The 17,401-nt window shown below is 74.2% G+C and carries 13 protein-coding genes; 3 read left to right on the plus strand and 10 right to left on the minus strand.

Annotated elements, in window-relative coordinates:
- Positions 1 to 22: 22 nt before the first annotated feature.
- The 8 genes from B4U46_RS37380 to hutU all read right to left on the minus strand — a co-directional run bounded on the left by B4U46_RS37380 (position 23) and on the right by hutU (position 9,894).
- Complete coding sequence (locus tag B4U46_RS37380; RefSeq protein ID WP_079427550.1) at positions 23 to 1,399, minus strand: hypothetical protein; 1,377 nt, start codon at positions 1,397 to 1,399, stop codon at positions 23 to 25.
- A complete protein-coding gene (locus B4U46_RS14350; protein WP_079427552.1) occupies positions 1,396 to 2,472 on the minus strand; it encodes a hypothetical protein in 1,077 nt (358 codons plus the stop codon). Before B4U46_RS14350 ends, B4U46_RS37380 begins: the two co-directional genes overlap by 4 nt.
- Complete coding sequence (locus B4U46_RS14355; protein ID WP_079427554.1) at positions 2,469 to 3,467, minus strand: hypothetical protein; 999 nt, start codon at positions 3,465 to 3,467, stop codon at positions 2,469 to 2,471. Before B4U46_RS14355 ends, B4U46_RS14350 begins: the two co-directional genes overlap by 4 nt.
- 15 nt (positions 3,468 to 3,482) lie before the next feature.
- Positions 3,483 to 4,151: an LPXTG cell wall anchor domain-containing protein gene (locus B4U46_RS14360; protein ID WP_079427556.1), complete on the minus strand. Its 669-nt coding sequence runs from the start codon at positions 4,149 to 4,151 to the stop codon at positions 3,483 to 3,485.
- A gap of 150 nt (positions 4,152 to 4,301) precedes the next feature.
- Positions 4,302 to 5,480, minus strand: coding sequence for an imidazolonepropionase (gene hutI / locus B4U46_RS14365; protein ID WP_079427558.1), 1,179 nt, complete (start codon positions 5,478 to 5,480; stop codon positions 4,302 to 4,304).
- Positions 5,481 to 5,510: 30 nt separating this feature from the next.
- Positions 5,511 to 6,875, minus strand: coding sequence for a formimidoylglutamate deiminase (locus B4U46_RS14370; protein ID WP_079427560.1), 1,365 nt, complete (start codon positions 6,873 to 6,875; stop codon positions 5,511 to 5,513).
- On the minus strand, positions 6,866 to 8,056 hold the full coding sequence (locus tag B4U46_RS14375; protein ID WP_079427562.1) for an allantoate amidohydrolase: 1,191 nt from the start codon (positions 8,054 to 8,056) through the stop codon (positions 6,866 to 6,868). Before B4U46_RS14375 ends, B4U46_RS14370 begins: the two co-directional genes overlap by 10 nt.
- A gap of 176 nt (positions 8,057 to 8,232) precedes the next feature.
- Positions 8,233 to 9,894 carry a urocanate hydratase gene (hutU, locus tag B4U46_RS14380; protein ID WP_079427564.1) on the minus strand — a complete coding sequence of 554 codons (1,662 nt, stop codon included), beginning with the start codon at positions 9,892 to 9,894 and terminating at the stop codon, positions 8,233 to 8,235.
- 97 nt (positions 9,895 to 9,991) lie between these two features.
- Here hutU and B4U46_RS14385 point away from each other — a divergent pair, with 97 nt between their 5' ends.
- A complete protein-coding gene (locus B4U46_RS14385; protein WP_079427566.1) occupies positions 9,992 to 11,395 on the plus strand; it encodes a diaminopimelate decarboxylase in 1,404 nt (467 codons plus the stop codon).
- A gap of 58 nt (positions 11,396 to 11,453) precedes the next feature.
- On the opposite strand, the gene B4U46_RS14390 is transcribed toward B4U46_RS14385, so the two are convergent.
- Both B4U46_RS14390 and B4U46_RS14395 read right to left on the minus strand, forming a co-directional pair.
- Positions 11,454 to 12,296 (minus strand): MurR/RpiR family transcriptional regulator, encoded by an 843-nt coding sequence (locus B4U46_RS14390; protein WP_079427568.1) that lies wholly within the window; start codon positions 12,294 to 12,296, stop codon positions 11,454 to 11,456.
- 730 nt (positions 12,297 to 13,026) lie between these two features.
- Positions 13,027 to 14,412: a cystathionine beta-synthase gene (locus B4U46_RS14395; protein ID WP_079431755.1), complete on the minus strand. Its 1,386-nt coding sequence runs from the start codon at positions 14,410 to 14,412 to the stop codon at positions 13,027 to 13,029.
- 125 nt (positions 14,413 to 14,537) lie between these two features.
- Between B4U46_RS14395 and B4U46_RS14400 the strand changes: the two genes are divergently transcribed.
- Together B4U46_RS14400 and B4U46_RS14410 are read left to right on the plus strand one after the other, a co-directional pair.
- Entirely contained in the window at positions 14,538 to 15,545 is a 1,008-nt protein-coding gene (locus B4U46_RS14400) for an SGNH/GDSL hydrolase family protein (protein ID WP_079427570.1), read from the plus strand.
- 455 nt (positions 15,546 to 16,000) lie between these two features.
- On the plus strand, positions 16,001 to 17,221 hold the full coding sequence (locus tag B4U46_RS14410; RefSeq protein ID WP_079427572.1) for an acetyl-CoA C-acetyltransferase: 1,221 nt from the start codon (positions 16,001 to 16,003) through the stop codon (positions 17,219 to 17,221).
- Positions 17,222 to 17,401 lie beyond the last annotated feature (180 nt).

Below are 17,401 nucleotides of genomic sequence, written 5' to 3' on the forward strand. Positions count from 1 at the left end.
CTTCTTGTGTCCGCCGGGCGGGTTACCGCGTGCCGCGCAGGCGGCGCCAGGGGGTGAAGGTGAAGACCGCGCCGCCGAGGAGGATGACCGTGCCCGCGACCAGGGCCAGGGCCTTGATCCCGCCGTCGTCCTGGGCGCCGGTCTCGGCGAGGCCGCCGGAGGCGGCGGCCGAGGAGCCGCCGGCGGTGGTGGAGCCGGAGCCTCCGGGCTGGGCCGTGGTGTCCAGCTCCAGGGAGACCCCGCTGGCGGTGGCCTTGCAGGGCACGTTGATCGGGGTGGAGCCCGGGGCCATCGTGACGTCGATGGTCAGCTGGTCGGGGGTGAGGGTCACCTTGCCCGACTTGCCGGGCTTGTAGGTGCCCGTCATGTCGGTCAGGCTCACGGGCGCACCGTTGGGGATCGGCTCGGCGTTGGCCGGGCCGGTGACCTTGACGGTGCCGCTGTCGGCGCCGCCGAGCTTGATGTCCATCGAGGGCTTGAGGGCTCCGGCCGGGAGCTGCATGGGGCTGGCCATCGCGCCCTTGGCGGTCTTGACGGTGAGGGCGTAGTCGCCGCCGTTCTTCTTCGCGCTGATGGTCACGGGCGTTTTGATGCCGCCCGGCACCACGGCGCCGCAGTCGTAGGTGACGTCCACCGCCTTGCCCGGGAAGTCGGTCTGGCCGCCGGAGCCGCCGGTGGTGGAGCCGCCGGCCGTCGATCCGCCGGTGGTGGAACCCCCGGTGGTGGAGCCGCCGGTGGTGGAACCTCCGCTGGTCGAGCCGCCCGTCGTCGAGCCGCCGGTGGTCGTCGAGCCGGTCGTGGAGCCGCCCGTGGTACTGCCGCCGGTCGTGCTTCCGCCCGTGGTGCCGCCGGTGGTCGTCGAGCCCGTCGTGCCGCCCGTGGTGCCTCCGGGGGCGGTCACGTCCAGTTCCAGGGAGGGCTTGGGGTTGTTGCCGGGGGTGCAGGTGGTGGTGGTCCCCATGGCCTTGATGGTGAGGACCCCGGCGGTGAAGGTGACCTTGCCGCTCTTCTTCGGGGTGTACGTGCCCGACAGGTCACTGATCTTGATCGGGGTGTTGGCGGGGATGGGCTCGGCGTTGGCCGGGCCCGTGACCGGTACGGACGTCTTCTCCGCGCCGTCGACGACGATGACGGCGCTGGGCGTCATCGCCCCCGCGCCGAGCTGGATGGGGCTGGAGGAGACGCCCTTCTGGAAGGACATCGTCAGCTTGTAGCCGTCCCCCTCCTTCACCCCCTTGATGTCGATGGGCGACACCGCCGACTTGTCCCCGATCGGGGTCTTGCAGTCGTACTGGACGTCGATCACGGCTGCTTGGGCGGTGCTCGGCGCCAGCAGCACGCCCGCGCCGCCGAGCAGCAGTGCGGCCGCGGCCGCACCAGCCCTCCGTTGGGTCTTCACGAATGTCCCTTCGTCGTCGGACGGTTCTCAGACGGTGCGGATGTCTGTGGGGGCCCCGCCTCCCGCGGCTCCGGCGTGAACCACGGCAGGGGTGGCGGCGGGGGCCCGGCAACCCCCGCGGGCGGGACCTTCGGCAGGCGGGCGGTCACCGCCGCGGCGCCCTCCGGGGCCGGCCCCGGGCCACGGTGGCGGCCGGGCGCCCCGGGGCGGGGGCGGAAGCGGTCCACGACGGCCATGCCCAGCCGGAACAGCGCCGTCGGGATCACCACCAGCAGCAGGGCCCAGAACAGCAGCACCCCGTACGGCCGGTCCACGCCCCACGGCTGGGTGGCGAGGACGGTCTCCCCGTACTTGAGCGAGACGGTGTAGTCCCCGTGGGCGCCCGCCGGGAGCTCCACGTCCAGGCCCACCTCCGCCTTCCCGCCCGGCGGGATGGTGCCCTTCCAGCGGGCCTCCTCCCACTGCGGGGCGAACACCCCGTGCCCGGTGCCCAGCTGGAAGACCGGGTCCTTGACCGGCGCCGAGCCGAGGTTGCCGATCGTCGCGGTGAACCTCCGCGACGGCGGCGCCCCGAACCAGGTCAGCACCCCGTCCCCGCCCTTGAGGCGGGCGCCCGTGAGCATCGCAAGCCGGGCGGACCCCGACTCGGCGGGCAGGTCGGCCACCGGATGGCCGGTGATCTTCAGCGGGACGGCGACGGTCGACTGGTCGCCGTTGACCGAGGCCACGTTCACCACGCACGGGCAGGGCTTGGGCGGCTCCGCGACCGGCAGCCGGGCCGTGAAGCGGCCGTCGTCGGCGACCGAGACGGCCACCCCGTCGGCGTTGGCGCAGCTGTTGGTGCCGCCGATCATGTTCTGGCCGCAGACCAGCAGCATGACCAGGGTCCTGGCGGGCCAGCCGGTGCCGGTGGCGGTGAGCTCGGCGCCCTTGGCCGCCTCCTGCTGCGAGAGCGTCACGGCCGGCTTCCCCTCGGCGGCGGGGGCGGGAGCCGCGGGCAGGAGGGCAAGGACGAGGGCGGCCAGTGCCGCCGCGGCGCGGGATACGGCGCTCGGGCCGGGCGTGCGGCTCACCTGGACGCTCCCGTCAGCTCGGGTTCGGATCGCGGTGCCGGGGCCCGCGGGCGCACGGGTTCCCGGGACGGCTCCCCGGCCGGCCCGCGCCGCCGGGCCCGTACGAGGAGCAGCGCGGCGCCGCCGAGCGCGACGAGACCGGCCCCGGCCCAGGCCGCGCTCCCCGGGGGCAGGAACCAGGCCGCGGCGGTGGCGGTGGCCGGGGCGGCGCCGCGGGCGGTGGCGGTGAGCCTCAGGGAGACCCGGTCGAGGGCGGGCGCGCCGGGCCAGGGCTCGGTCAGGGCGACGCGCTGCCCCGGCAGCAGCTCCACCGGCAGGGCGTGGCCGCTGCGGGGTCCGCCGCAGGCCCCGCCGAGGCCGCATGCGGCGTGCAGGGCGAGCGCGGGGGTGAGGGCGACGTTGCCCCGGTTGACCAGGGTGTAGGCGACGGTGGTGGCCGCGCCGTGGCCGCGTACGGAGACGTCCTCGACGGTGAGGGCGGCCAGGGCCGGGCCGCCGACGCGCAGGTCGACCCGTACGCCCGCCTCGTGGCCGCCCTCGGCGGCGACGACCGCGGCGGGGTGGTCGCCGGGCGGGGAGGCGGGCGGGACGGTGACGGTGAAGGGGACCAGCGCGCGGGTGTGCGGCGGGAGGGTGACGGTGGCGGCGGAGCCGAAGCTGATCCAGGACCCGGCTCCCCGGGAGGCGGCGGCCGGGCGGACGGCGAAGGCGCCGCCCGGGGTGTTGTAGGCGTCGGCCCCGCGCAGGGTGACGACCCGCTGCCGGTCGCCGGTGTTGGTGAGGGCGAGGCGGTCCTCCAGCACGGTGCCGGCGGGGCCCGCGAGGTAGAAGGAGGGGCGTCGGGCGGTGGCGGTGTCCCCGGAGGCCGGTTCGGCGGTCCAGCCGGGCTCGCCGCCGTCGGCGGCCGCCGCCGGGGTCCCGTGGAGGGCGGCGGCGGCCAGCAGGAGCAGCGCGGCGAGGCGCCGCAGGGCGCGGGGCGTGAGGGTGCGGAGCACGGGCGGCCGCTCCGTTCAGGACGGGGTGCGCTGGGGCCGCGGGCCGCGCCGGGTCAGCCACAGCAGGCCGGCGGCGCCGGAGAGGGCCACGGTGGCGCCGAGGGTGCCGAACGCCAGGGCGGAGTCGGCGGGGCCGGTCTGCGGGAGGGTGCCTTCGGGGGCGGCGGCGCCCGCGGCCGCCGTCACGTCCAGTTCCAGGGAGGGCTTGGGGCTGTTGCCGGGGGTGCAGGTGGTGGTGGTCCCCATGGCCTTGATGGTGAGGACCCCGGCGGTGAAGGTGACCTTGCCGCTCTTCTTCGGGGTGTACGTGCCCGACAGGTCACTGATCTTGATCGGGGTGTTGGCGGGCGCGGCCTCGGCGTTCGGGGCCCCGGAGACCGGTACCGAGGCCTGTTCGGCGCCGCCGGTCATGATGACGGCGCTGGGGTTCATGGCGCCCTTGCCGAGTTCGATGGGGCTGGAGGAGACGCCCTTCTGGAAGGACATCGTCAGCTTGTAGCCGTCCCCCTCCTTGACGGCCTTGATGTCGATGGGCGAGACCGCCGACTTGTCCCCGATCGGGGTCTTGCAGTCGTACTGGACGTCGACCACGTCGGCGTGGGCCGCGGGGGCGGCGAGCAGTACGGCGGATCCGGCCAGCGCGGAGGCCAGCGCGAGCGCGGTGGAACGTTTCCGGTCGGACACCTTGGTCTTCCCCTCGGGCCACGGGACGGGTTACTGACGCCATGTCAGATTGGTGGCTCAAGGTACGCCCGGGACCTTACGGAGGGAAGACAAAGGACGGCCCGGCGTGAACGGCCTGGTGGACCGCCCCGCCGGGCCGTGGCGTACGGGTCAGGCCGCGCGCACCCCGCGGTTCCAGACGGCCGAGACGAGCGGGACGCCCGGCCGGTAGGCGAGGTGGACGTGGCTGGGGGCGTCGAGGAGGGCCAGATCGGCGCGGGCACCCGGGACCAGGCGGCCGATGTCCGTACGGCGCAGGGCGCGGGCCCCGCCGGCGGTGGCCGACCACAGGGCCTCGTCGGGGGTCATGCGCATGTCCCGGACGGCGAGGGCGATGCAGAACGGCATGGAACTCGTGTACGAGGAGCCGGGGTTGCAGTCCGTGGACAGGGCCACCGTGGCGCCCGCGTCGATCAGCCGGCGCGCGTCGGGCCACTGGGCGCGGGTGGAGAACTCGGCGCCGGGCAGGAGCGTGGCGACGGTGGTGGCGGACGCCTGGGCGAGGGCGTCCACGTCGGCGTCCGTGAGGTGCGTGCAGTGGTCGGCGGAGGCGGCCTCCAGCTCCACGGCGAGCTGCACGCCCGGGCCGTAGGTGAGCTGGTTGGCGTGGACGCGCGGGATCAGCCCGGCGGCGGCGCCGGCGGTGAGGATCGCGCGCGCCTGGTCGCCGTCGAAGGCGCCCTTCTCGCAGAAGACGTCCACCCAGCGGGCGTACGGGGCGCAGGCCGCGAGCATCTCGCCGGTGACGAGGTCGACGTAGCCGGCCGGGTCCTCGGCGTAGTCGGGGGAGACGATGTGCGCGCCGAGGTAGGTGACCTCGTCGGTGTGGGCGGAGGCGATGCGCAGGGCGCGGGCCTCGTCGGCGACGGTGAGGCCGTAGCCGGACTTGGTCTCGAAGGTGGTGGTGCCCTGGCGGAGGGCCTCGTCGAGGTGGCGGACGAGGTTGGCCTCCAGCTCGGCGTCGGTGGCGGCGCGGGTGGCGGCGACGGTGGTGCGGATGCCGCCGGCGGAGTAGGCGCGGCCGGACATACGGGCGTTGAACTCGGCGGTGCGGTCGCCGGCGAAGACGAGGTGGGAGTGGGAGTCGACGAAGCCGGGGATGACGGCGCGGCCCTTCGCGTCGAAGGACGCGTCGGCTGCGGGGGCCGCGGCGGCCTCGCCGACCCAGGCGATGGTGTCGCCGTCGATGACGAGGGCGGCGTTCTCGATCAGGCCGAGGGGGGTTCCGTCGCCGAGGGAGGAGTCGTTGGTGACGAGGCTGCCGATGTTGGTGATGGCGGTGGTGGTCATGGTTCCTCTCGGAAAGTTCGTTTCCCGGCGTCAGCCCCGGACGGCGGCGATCGCTTCGGACAGGGCCCCCGCGACGTCGCCGACCAGGGTGTGGACGCCGTCGCGGACCACGTGGCGGCCGCCCACCACCGTGTGGCGGACGTCGGCGGCCGAGGCCGCGAAGACCGCCGTCTCCGCGCCGAGCCTCGGCAGCGGCCCGGCCGTGCGGACGGTGTCCAGCGCGAGGGTCGTGAAGTCCGCGAGGGCCCCGGCCTCCAGCCGGCCCGCGTCCGGGCGGCCCAGCGCGGCGTGGCCGTCGGCGGTGGCGGCCGCCAGCAGGGCGTTCGCCGTCCAGTGCCCGCGTGTGCGGCTGCGCAGGCGCTCGTTCAGCTCCATCGCCCGCGCCTCCTCCAGCAGGTCGATCACCGCGTGGCTGTCGCTGCCCAGGGACAGCGGGCTGCCCGCCCGCTGGAGCCGGCCGGCCGGGCCGATGCCGTCGGCGAGGTCGCGTTCGGTGGTCGGGCACATGCAGGTGCCGGTGGTGGTGCCGCCGAGCAGGGCGATGTCCTCGTCCGTCAGGTGCGTGTTGTGGACGCCGGTGGTGTGCGGGCCCAGCACGCCGTGGTCGGCGAGCAGCTGCGTCGGGGTGCGGCCGTGCGCCGCGAGGCAGGCGTCGTTCTCCGCCGTCTGCTCGGACAGGTGCACGTGCAGCGGGGCCCGGCGCTCCTGCGCCCACGCCGCGACGGTGGCCAGCTGGCCGGCCGGGACGGCCCGGACGGAGTGGACGGCCGCGCCGATCAGCGCGTGCTCGCGGGGCTTGAGGGCGGACACCCGTTCGGCCCAGGCCTCGGCGGTGCCGTCGGAGAAGCGCCGCTGGTGCGCGTTGGGGGCCTCGCCGAAGCCGGCGGCGAGGTAGGCGGTGTCGAGGAGGGTGATGCGGATGCCGGCCGCCGCGGCCGCCTCGATCAGGGCCTCCCCCATCGCGTTGGGGTCGGCGTACGGGGTGCCGCCGGGGGCGTGGTGGACGTAGTGGAACTCGCCGACGTTGGTGATGCCGGCCAGCGCCATCTCCGCGTACACGGCCCGGGCGAGGTCGAAGTAGCTCTCGGGGGTGAGGTTCTGGGCGACGCCGTACATGACCTCGCGCCAGGTCCAGAACGTCCCCGAGCCGACCTGGACGGTGGAGCGCAGCGCCCGGTGGAAGGCGTGGGAGTGCGCGTTGGCCAGGCCCGGGAGGGTGAGGCCGCGCAGCACCTCCGCCCCCGGGGGCGGGGCAGCCGCCCCGGTGCGCACCTCGGCGATGCGTCCGTCGGCCGTCACGCCGAGGGCAACGCCCGGCTCGACCAGGTCGCCGAGCCAGGCGTGCTCCAGCCAGTACGTCTTCTGCACGGTCGGCACGGGCCCCTTCAACTGCATGCGAGACCTTCCAGTACGTCGGCGAGGGCGAGGACTCCGGCCACGCAGTCGTCCTCGGCGGCGAACTCCCGCGGGGAGTGGGAGACACCGGTGGGGTTGCGCACGAACAGCATCGCGGTCGGGACGGCGGCGGAGAGGATTCCGGCGTCGTGTCCCGCCCCGGTGCCGAGGACGGGGACGGCCCCGCCCAGGATCCGGTTCAGCTCGTCGCGCAGGGCGTGCTCGAACTCGACCACCGGGGTGAAGGACTCCCGGACCACGGCGAGGTCGATGCCGTCGCGCTCGGCCTGCTCGCGGGCGGCCTTCTCGACGGCGGTGACGACCGTGTCGAGGGTGGCCTGGTCGGCGGCCCGGGAGTCGAGCCAGCCGCGCACGAGGGAGGGGATGGCGTTGACCCCGTTGGGTTCGACGGCGATCTTCCCGAAGGTGGCGACGGCCCCGGCGAGGGCGGCCTCCTGACGGGCGGCCAGGACGGTCGCCGCGTAGGTGAGCATCGGGTCGCGGCGGTCGGCCAGGCGGGTGGTGCCGGCGTGGTTGGCCTCGCCGTGGAAGTCGAAGCGCCAGCGGCCGTGCGGCCAGATCGCGGAGGCGATGCCGACCCGGTCGCCGGACAGGTCGAGGGCGCGGCCCTGTTCCACGTGCAGTTCGACGAAGGCGCCGATGCGGGCGAGGCGCTCGGGGTCGGCGCCGATGGCCTCGGGGTCGTGGCCGGCGCGCTCCATCGCCTGCGGGAGGGTGGTCCCGTCGGCGTCACGGAGCTCGTACGCCTTCTCCTTCGTCAGCTGCCCGGCGGAGAGCCGGGACCCGACGCAGGCGAGGCCGAAGCGGGCGCCCTCCTCGTCGCCGAAGTTGGTGATGGCGAGGGGGCGGGTGAAGGCCGCGCCACGGGCGCGGAGCTCGTCCAGGGCGGCGAAGGAGGACACCACGCCGAGGGGGCCGTCGAAGGCCCCGCCGTCGGGGACGGAGTCCAGGTGGGAGCCGGTGACCACGGCGTCGCCGGCCAGGGGGTCGCCGAGCCAGGCCCACTGGTTGCCGTTGCGGTCGACCTCGTAGGCTAGGCCGCGCGACTGGGCCTGGGCCCGGAACCAGTCCCGGCAGTCGGCGTCGGCCCCGGTCCAGGCGAAGCGGCGGTAGCCGCCGCTGTCGGCGTGGCGGCCGATGGGCGCCAGCTCGTCCCACATGGCGTGGAACGAAGAGGTGGTGGGCAGTCGTTCCGCTGGGGCGAGGGGGGCACCCCCTGCCCGAGCGGAGCCGAGAGCTTGGGGGAGGGTGGGCACCACCGGACCCGCACCCGGCGACGGCGCGTTCGCACCCACCGGGCCGGCCCCGCCTCCAGCGGAACGATTGCCCGCACTCATCAGGCGTCGCCCTCCCGCATCGGGACGCGGACGCCGCGCTCGTCGGCGACGGACTCGGCGATGTCGTAGCCGGCGTCGACGTGGCGGATCACGCCCATGCCCGGGTCGTTCGTGAGGACGCGGCGGATCTTCTCGCCGGCCAGCGGGGTGCCGTCGGCGACGGTGACCTGGCCCGCGTGGATGGAACGGCCCATGCCGACGCCGCCGCCGTGGTGCAAGGAGACCCAGGAGGCGCCGGAGGCCACGTTCACCATGGCGTTGAGCAGCGGCCAGTCGGCGATCGCGTCGGAGCCGTCGAGCATCGCCTCGGTCTCGCGGTACGGGGAGGCCACCGAGCCGCAGTCGAGGTGGTCGCGGCCGATGGCCAGCGGGGCGGCGAGCTCGCCGCTCGCGACCATGTCGTTGAAGCGCTCGCCGGCCTTGTCGCGCTCGCCGTAGCCGAGCCAGCAGATGCGGGCGGGCAGGCCCTGGAAGTGGACGCGCTCGCCGGCCATCTTGATCCAGCGGTGCAGGGACTCGTTCTCCGGGAAGAGTTCCAGGATCGCCTTGTCGGTCTTGGCGATGTCCGAGGCCTCGCCGGACAGGGCCGCCCAGCGGAAGGGGCCCTTGCCCTCGCAGAACAGCGGGCGGATGTAGGCGGGGACGAAGCCGGGGAAGGCGAAGGCGCGGTCGTAGCCGGCCAGCTGGGCCTCGCCGCGGATGGAGTTGCCGTAGTCGAAGACCTCGGCGCCGGCGTCCATGAAGCCGACCATGGCCTCGACGTGCTTGGCCATGGACTCGCGGGCGCGGGTGGTGAAGCCGGCCGGGTCCTTGGCGGCGGCGTCGGCCATGTCCTCGAAGGCGATGCCGACGGGCAGGTAGGCGAGCGGGTCGTGGGCGGAGGTCTGGTCCGTCACGATGTCGATCGGCGCGCCCTCGGCCAGCATCTGCGGGAGCAGCTCGGCGGCGTTGCCGAGGAGGCCGATGGAGAGCGGGCGGCGGGCGTCGCGGGCCTCGACGGCCAGCTGGAGGGCGTGGGCCAGGTTGTCGGCCTTCACGTCGAGGTAGCGGTGCTCGATGCGGCGCTCGATGGCGCGCGGGTCGACGTCGATGCAGATGGCGACGCCGTCGTTCATCGTCACGGCCAGCGGCTGGGCGCCGCCCATGCCGCCGAGGCCGGCGGTGAGGGTGATGGTGCCGGCCAGGGTGCCGCCGAACTTCTTCGCGGCCACGGCGGCGAAGGTCTCGTAGGTGCCCTGGAGGATGCCCTGGGTGCCGATGTAGATCCAGGAACCGGCGGTCATCTGGCCGTACATGGTCAGGCCGAGCTGCTCCAGGCGGCGGAACTCCTCCCAGTTGGCCCAGTCGCCGACCAGGTTGGAGTTGGCGAGCAGGACGCGCGGCGCCCACTCGTGGGTCTGCATCACGCCGACCGGGCGGCCGGACTGGACGAGCATGGTCTCGTCCTGCTTGAGGGTCTGCAGGGTGCGGACCATCGCGTCGAACGAGCGCCAGTCGCGCGCCGCCTTGCCGGTGCCGCCGTAGACGACGAGCTTGTCGGGGTGCTCCGCGACCTCGGGGTCGAGGTTGTTCTGCAGCATCCGGAGGGCGGCCTCCTGCTGCCATCCCAGGGTGCTGAGCTCGGTGCCTCGCGCGGCCCGTACGGGGCGGGGTCCTGACATGGCGGGTGCCTCCTCCGAATGTTGAGCAATCTATTCACATCCTGGCGCCTTGAATAGATCCAGTCAACAGCTGCGCACGGGTCCACGGGATGATGGGATGGCGAGCATGGACGCCTTAGAGGAAGCAGCGGGGCGGGGAGACGGCGCCGGGCGGGAGGGCGCCGGGCGGGACACCTCCGCACGGGACGCCGTCCGGCGGCGGGATCTGGCCGTGCGGGCCGCCGTGGAGCAGGGGCTGCTGGACTCCGGGCCACTCGTCTGCCTGCTCGACACCGCCGGGATCCGCGCCTCCGCCGCCGCCCTCGCCGAAGCCTTCGACGCCGTCACCGCCCCCGGGACACCCGTCCTGCATGCCTTCGCCGCCAAGGCCGCCCCGCTGGTCCCCGTCCTGCGGCTGCTCGCCGACTGCGGCCTGGGCAGCGAGGTGGCCAGCCCCGGCGAGCTGGCACTGGCCCGGGCCGCCGGGATCCCGGCCGGGCGGATCGTGCTGGACTCCCCCGCCAAGACCACCGGCGAGCTGCGCGAGGCCCTGACCCTGGGGATCGCCGTCAACGCCGACAACCACCAGGAACTGGAACGGCTCGACGCCCTGATCGCGGCGGCCCCCACCCGTTCGCCCGTCGGCGTACGGGTCAACCCCCAGACCGGCGCCGGCGCCATCGACGCCCTCTCCACCGCCACCGCCACCTCGAAGTTCGGCATCGGCCTGCGCGACCCCGGCGCCCGCGAACGGCTCGTACGGGCCTGCCTGGACCGGCCCTGGATCACCCGGCTGCACGCCCACTCGGGCTCACAGGGCCTGCCCCTGCCCCTGATCGCACGGGGCGTACGGGAGCTGCACGCGCTCGCGGAGGAGATCAACGAGGCCGCCGGAACCCGCCGGATCGACACCCTCGACATCGGCGGGGGCCTGCCGGTGAACTTCACCTCGGACGAGCAGACCCCCACCTACGCGGAGTACGCAGCCGCCCTGCGCGAAACCGTCCCCGCCCTGTTCGACGGCTCGTACGGGCTGGTCACGGAGTTCGGCCGGTCGCTGCTGGCCAAGCACGGCACGGTGCTCGCCCGCGTCGAGTACACCAAGTCCACCGGGGGCCGCCCCATCGCCCTCACCCACGCCGGGGTGCAGGTGGCCACCCGCACGGTCTACGCCCCGGCGGCCTGGCCCCTGCGGATCCTCCCCTACGACGCCAAGGGCACCCCGAAGACCGGCCCCGCCATAGCCCAGGACATCGCGGGCCCCGCCTGCTTCGCCGGGGACCTCCTGGCCACCGCCCGCGAACTGCCCGAGCTGGCCCCCGGCGACCTGATCGCCGTACCCGACACCGGGGCGTACGCCTTCACCGCCCACTACGGCTACAACAGCCTGCCCCGCCCGGCCGTCCACGGCTTCACCGCCGACCCCTCCGGCACCGTCCGCTTCACCCTGGTCCGCCCGGCGCAGACGCCGACGGACCTGGTGGCGGAGGCGGGAGGGGCATACGGGGACGCCCTGCTGTAAGAGCGGCGGCGGGGGCGAGGGCGGCAGGACCCTCCGGCCGGGCCCGCGGCCCGGGTCGTCAGTCCACGAACAGCCCGCGCGCCGCGGCCCGGGCGTCGAAGGCCTCCAGTCGCGCCTGGGCGTCCGGCAGGGCGTCCGCCATGGCCTCCAGCAGCACCCGGCCCAGCAGCATCGGCGCGCACGCCGTGTCGAAGGCCAGCCCGGTGCCGACCGGCGCCGGGATCAGCAGGTCCGAGTAGCGGGCGACGGGCGCGAACGCCGAATCGGCCACCGTCACGGTGGTCAGCCCGGCCCCGCGCGCGTGCTCCAGGGCCTCCACCACCTCACGCGGGTGGCGGGGCAGCGCGAAGCACAGCAGCGCCGAGGCCCCGGCGCCGGCCGCCGCGTCGATCCGGTCGGCGAGCATCGAGCCGCCCTCGTCGAGGAGCCGCACGTCCGGATGCACCTTGGCGGCGAAGTACGCGAACCCGCGCGCCTGCGAGGACGCCGCGCGCAGCCCGAGCACCGGCAGCGGGGACGACCCGGCCAGCAGCCGGCCCGCCTCCTCCACCGGCGCCGGGTCCGCGAGCATCGTCGCCAGCCGCCGCAGGTTCTCGATCTCGCCCTCGACGGCCTGCTGGTACTCGTTGTACGACTCCTCGCGCGCGGCCCGCGGCGGCTCCGCCGGGGCCACCTCGCGCAGGTGCCGCCTCAGGGCGGGGTACCCGTCGAAGCCGAGGGCCACGGCGAACCGGGTCACCGACGGCTGGCTCACCCCGGCCAGCTCGGCGAGCTCCACGCTCGACAGGAAGGGCACCTCGGCCGCGCCGCGCACCATGCAGTGCGCGATCCGCCGCTGGGTCGGGGTCAGCCGGTGCCCCTCGAAGAGCTTCTGCAGCCGCGCGGCCGGGTTGTCGCTCATCGCGGGGCCCTCCGTCCGTCCGAGTGAGATATTCAGTCAGGGTGCACTCTGCATGCACTTATGCAGGACGGCAACCCGATGCCCACGATCCGGGCGCCCCCTGCACGGCCCGGGCCCCAGGCGGACCCTCACGCCGCCCAGCGCACCGGGGCCGGAGGCCCGGGGTCTGGGGCGCAGCCCCGAGCCTTGAGCCCGGCCGGCGCTTCAGGCCGGGGGTCTGGGGCGGAGCCCCGACTCTTGAGCCCCGCCGGCGTTTGAGGCGCGGGGGGCTGGGGGCGGAGTCCCCGGGAGCGGGGTGGGGGGCGGAGCCCCTGGGGGTACCTCCCAGCGGTGGCCGGGGGAGGAACGGAGGAAGGGCGGGGCGGGGAGACGGCTCCGCCCAGCGGGACCCGGAGGGAGGGGCCGCCGTACCCCCGGGCCAGGCCCGGAGGGCGGGACGACGGCGGCCCCGCCGGGGACACGGGCCGGGTCAGGGCTGGCCGCGTCCTGAGGCGCCCCGCCCCTCCGGGAGCCGCTCCGGAGGCACGCTGACACCGCACATGGCGCCGACCGGACCACCCGGACCCCCGGACGGCCCCGCCGACAACACCACTGTGCCGGTGCCGTGTTAAGCGGGTGCTGCCGTCACGTGTCGGGACCGTACCGTTTGCGCCAAGGGCCGGGAACAGCCCCCGGCCCGGCACCGACGGCCACCGGCCCCGGCGGCGACGGCCCCGGCCTCCCCTGAGGACTACTTCGAGGTCTTCGCCAGGAACGCCAGCAGGTCCTGCCGGCTCACCACACCGGTCGGCTTGCCCTCGACCAGCACGATCGCCGCGTCGGCCTCACCGAGCACGGACATCAGCTCGGACACCGGCTCACCGGAACCCACCTGCGGCAGCGGCGCGCTCATGTGCTTCTCCAGCGGGTCGCCCAGCGAGGCCCGCTGCGCGAACAGCGCCGCCAGCAGCTCCTTCTCCACGACCGAGCCGATGACCTCGGCCGCCATCACGTCCGGGTGGCCCGCGCCCGGCTTGACGATCGGCATCTGCGAGACGCCGTACTCCCGCAGCACCTCGATCGCCTGACCGACCGTCTCCTCCGGGTGCATGTGGACGAGCGACGGGATGCCGCCCTCCTTGTCCGCGAGGACGGCGCCGATGCGCGCGGCCGGACCGGCCTCCTCCAGGAAGCCGTGACCGGCCATCCACTCGTCCGAGAAGATCTTGCTGAGGTAGCCGCGCCCGCTGTCCGGCAGCAGGACGACGACCACGTCGTCCGGCCCCAGACCCTCGGCGGCACGCAGCGCGGCGACGACCGCCATGCCGCAGGAGCCGCCGACCAGCAGCCCCTCTTCCTTGGCGAGCCGGCGGGTCATCTGGAAGGAGTCCTTGTCGGACACCGCGATGATCTCGTCGGTCACGTTCGGGTCGTAGGCGGTGGGCCAGAAGTCCTCGCCGACACCCTCGACGAGGTACGGGCGGCCACTGCCGCCGGAGTAGACGGAGCCCTCCGGGTCGGCGCCGATGACCTTGACCTTCCCACCGGACACCTCCTTGAGGTAGTTGCCGGTGCCGGAGATCGTGCCGCCGGTGCCGACGCCCGCGACGAAGTGGGTGATCTTCCCCTCCGTCTGCTCCCACAGCTCCGGACCGGTGGTCTCGTAGTGCGAACGGGGGTTGTTCGGGTTGCTGTACTGGTCCGGCTTCCAGGCGCCCGGGGTCTCCCGGACCAGGCGGTCGGAAACGTTGTAGTACGAGTCCGGGTGCTCGGGGTCGACGGCGGTCGGGCAGACCACGACCTCGGCGCCGTACGCGCGCAGCACGTTGATCTTGTCGAGGGAGACCTTGTCAGGGCAGACGAAGATGCACTTGTAGCCCTTCTGCTGGGCCACGATCGCGAGTCCGACGCCCGTGTTGCCGCTGGTCGGCTCCACGATGGTGCCGCCCGGCTTGAGGGCACCGCTCTGCTCGGCGGCCTCGATCATCCGGACGGCGATCCGGTCCTTCACGGAACCGCCGGGATTGAAGTACTCGACCTTGGCAAGCACGGTGGCCTGCAGGCCTTCGGTCACGTGGTTGAGCTTCACCAGCGGGGTGTTGCCGACGAGGCTGATCATCGAGTCGTGGAATTGCACCATGTTCTCCAAGAAGGGGACTCCACGGGTTCTCCGGGAGGTCCGGCCAGAGTATGCGGAAAGGGATTGGCCGACCGGCAGTACGGGGCAGGAAGGTCAACACGACCGAGGAGGTGGCCTGAGAGGTGTCCAGAGCGAGAACGGCCCGCCGGATCGCGGCGGGGGCAGCGTACGGCGGGGGCGGGCTCGGGCTGGTCGGGGTGGCCGCGGTGGGGCTGGTGCTGGCGGAGGTGCAGTTCGCCAAGCGGACGGTGGGCACGGGCCTGCCGGACCCGCCGCGCGCGGACGGCCTGTACGGGAGCGAGTTCGGCGGGCCGGAGCTGAGCCCGGGGCCACTGCGGATGGCGATGCTGGGCGACTCGACGGCGGCCGGCCTGGGCGTACGGCGCGCCCGCCAGACGCCGGGGGCGCTGCTCGCCTCGGGGCTGGCGGCGGTGGCGGAGCGGCCGGTGGAGCTGCGGAACGTGGCGCTGTCGGGGGCGATGTCGGACGACCTGGACCGCCAGGTGTCACTGCTGCTGGACGGGGACGGACCGGCGCCGGACGTGTCCGTGGTGATCATCGGGGCGAACGACGTGACCCGGCGCATGCCGCTGACGCAGTCGGTGCGGCTGCTGACGGCCGCCGTACGGCGGCTGCGGCTGGCGGGGTCGGAGGTGGTGGTCGGCACCTGTCCCGACCTGGGCACGATCGAGCCGGTGTACCAGCCGCTGCGGTGGATGGCCCGGCGGGTGTCCCGCCAGCTGGCGGCCGCGCAGACCATCGGGGTGGTCGCGCTGGGCGCGCGGACGGTCTCGATGGGGGACATGCTGGGCCCGGAGTTCGCGGCGAACCCCCGGGAGATGTTCGGCCCGGACTCGTACCACCCCTCGGCGGAGGGCTACGCGACGGCGGCGATGGCCGTCCTGCCGACCCTGTGCGCGGCGCTGGGCGTGTGGCCGGAGTCGGACCGCCTGGACGTCTCCCGCAACGAGGACATGCTGCCGGTGGCCCAGGCCGCCTCGGCGGCGGCGGGCGAACCGGGCACGGAGGTCACGGCGGCCCGCGGCCCCTGGGCCATCCTCAAACACCGCCGCCGCCGACGCCTCCCCACGGAACCGGTCCCCGAACCGGCAACACCATCGGCCTCGTGAGCCTCGCGGGGGGCGGCGCGGGGGGCGCGGGGGGCGCCTGGTCGCTGATGCCGCCGGATGTCCCATGAACGTCCGTCCCGTTCCTTTGGGGGTTTCCCGGCAGTCTTCGGCATTTCGCGGCGGGACGGCCTGTCAAGGGTCGCCGTAGACGATCGCGAAGCGACGCGACGAAGGAGCGCCCTTGACAGGGTGGCCCGACGCGGAAGGACGATGAGACTGAAGGGAAAGCCCCAACCCCTCCCTGAGACCGCCCGGCCGGGACCCCGGCCACCCCCACCCCCGGCCCGCCGGCATGTCCCGCCCCGCCCCGGCACCGCCGCCCCCGGCCCCTTGAGGGGGGCGATGGCGGGCCGGAGCGACGGGCATCACATCACCGCCCCGGTGACCTCGACCGTACGGGGCGGTAACTTCGCTTGCGGTCCCGCAACGACGCACGCACACCCCTTGGAGTCCCGATGCCCGAAGCCGTCATCGTTTCCACCGCCCGCTCCCCCATCGGGCGCGCCGGCAAGGGGTCGCTGAAGGACGTCCGGCCGGACGACCTGACCGCCACGATCATCCAGGCCGCCCTCGCCAAGGTCCCCGAGCTGGACCCGCGCCAGATCGACGACCTGATGCTGGGCTGCGGTCTGCCCGGCGGGGAGCAGGGCCACAACCTGGCCCGTATCGTCGCCGTGCAGATGGGCATGGACTACCTGCCCGGCACCACGATCACCCGCTACTGCTCCTCCTCCCTGCAGACCTCCCGCATGGCGCTGCACGCCATCAAGGCCGGCGAGGGCGACGTCTTCATCTCCGCCGGTGTCGAGACGGTGTCCCGGTTCGTCAACGGCTCCTCCGACGGCATGCCCGGCACGCACAACCCGCTGTTCGCCGATGCCGAGGCCCGTACGGCCGCCGTCGCGCAGAGCGAGGGCAGCGACTGGCACGACCCGCGCGAGGACGGCCTGGTCCCGGACGCCTACATCGCCATGGGCCAGACCGCCGAGAACCTGGCGCGCCTCAAGGGCGTGACCCGCCGGGACATGGACGAGTTCGGCGTGCGCTCGCAGAACCTCGCCGAGGAGGCCATCAAGAACGGCTTCTGGGCCCGCGAGATCACCCCGGTCACCACCCCCGACGGCACGGTCGTCAGCAAGGACGACGGCCCGCGCGCCGGGGTCACCCTGGAGGGCGTGGAGGGCCTCAAGCCCGTCTTCCGTCCCGACGGCCTGGTCACGGCCGGCAACTGCTGCCCGCTGAACGACGGCGCCGCCGCGCTCGTCATCATGAGCGACACCAAGGCGCGGGAGCTGGGCCTGACCCCGCTGGCCCGGATCGTGTCCACGGGCGTGACCGCCCTGTCGCCCGAGATCATGGGCCTGGGTCCGGTCGAGGCGTCGAAGCAGGCGCTGAAGCGGGCCGGGCTGACGGTCGGCGACATCGACCTGTTCGAGATCAACGAGGCCTTCGCCGCGCAGGTCATCCCGTCCTACCGGGACCTGGAGATCCCCCTGGAGAAGCTGAACGTCAACGGCGGGGCCATCGCCGTCGGCCACCCGTTCGGGATGACCGGTGCCCGGATCACCGGCACCCTGATCAACAGCCTCCAGTTCCACGACAAGCAGTTCGGTCTGGAGACCATGTGCGTCGGCGGCGGCCAGGGCATGGCGATGGTGATCGAGCGCCTCAGCTGAGACGCGGGCCACAGCGCGCAGAGTGAGGGGTCCGGTACCGCTCCAGCCGGGCCCCCAGCTCCCGCAAGGGATCCTCTAGATCCATACGGTGTACTGACATCAGGTCTAATCCCGTCGCGGCCGACCTGTGACCGAATCTCCCCCAGGATGTGACCTTTGTCCTGGGGGATCGGTATTTGC

Origin of the sequence: Streptomyces katrae, assembly GCF_002028425.1 — a bacterium.
GTDB classification, from domain to species: Bacteria; Actinomycetota; Actinomycetes; order Streptomycetales; family Streptomycetaceae; genus Streptomyces; species Streptomyces katrae_A.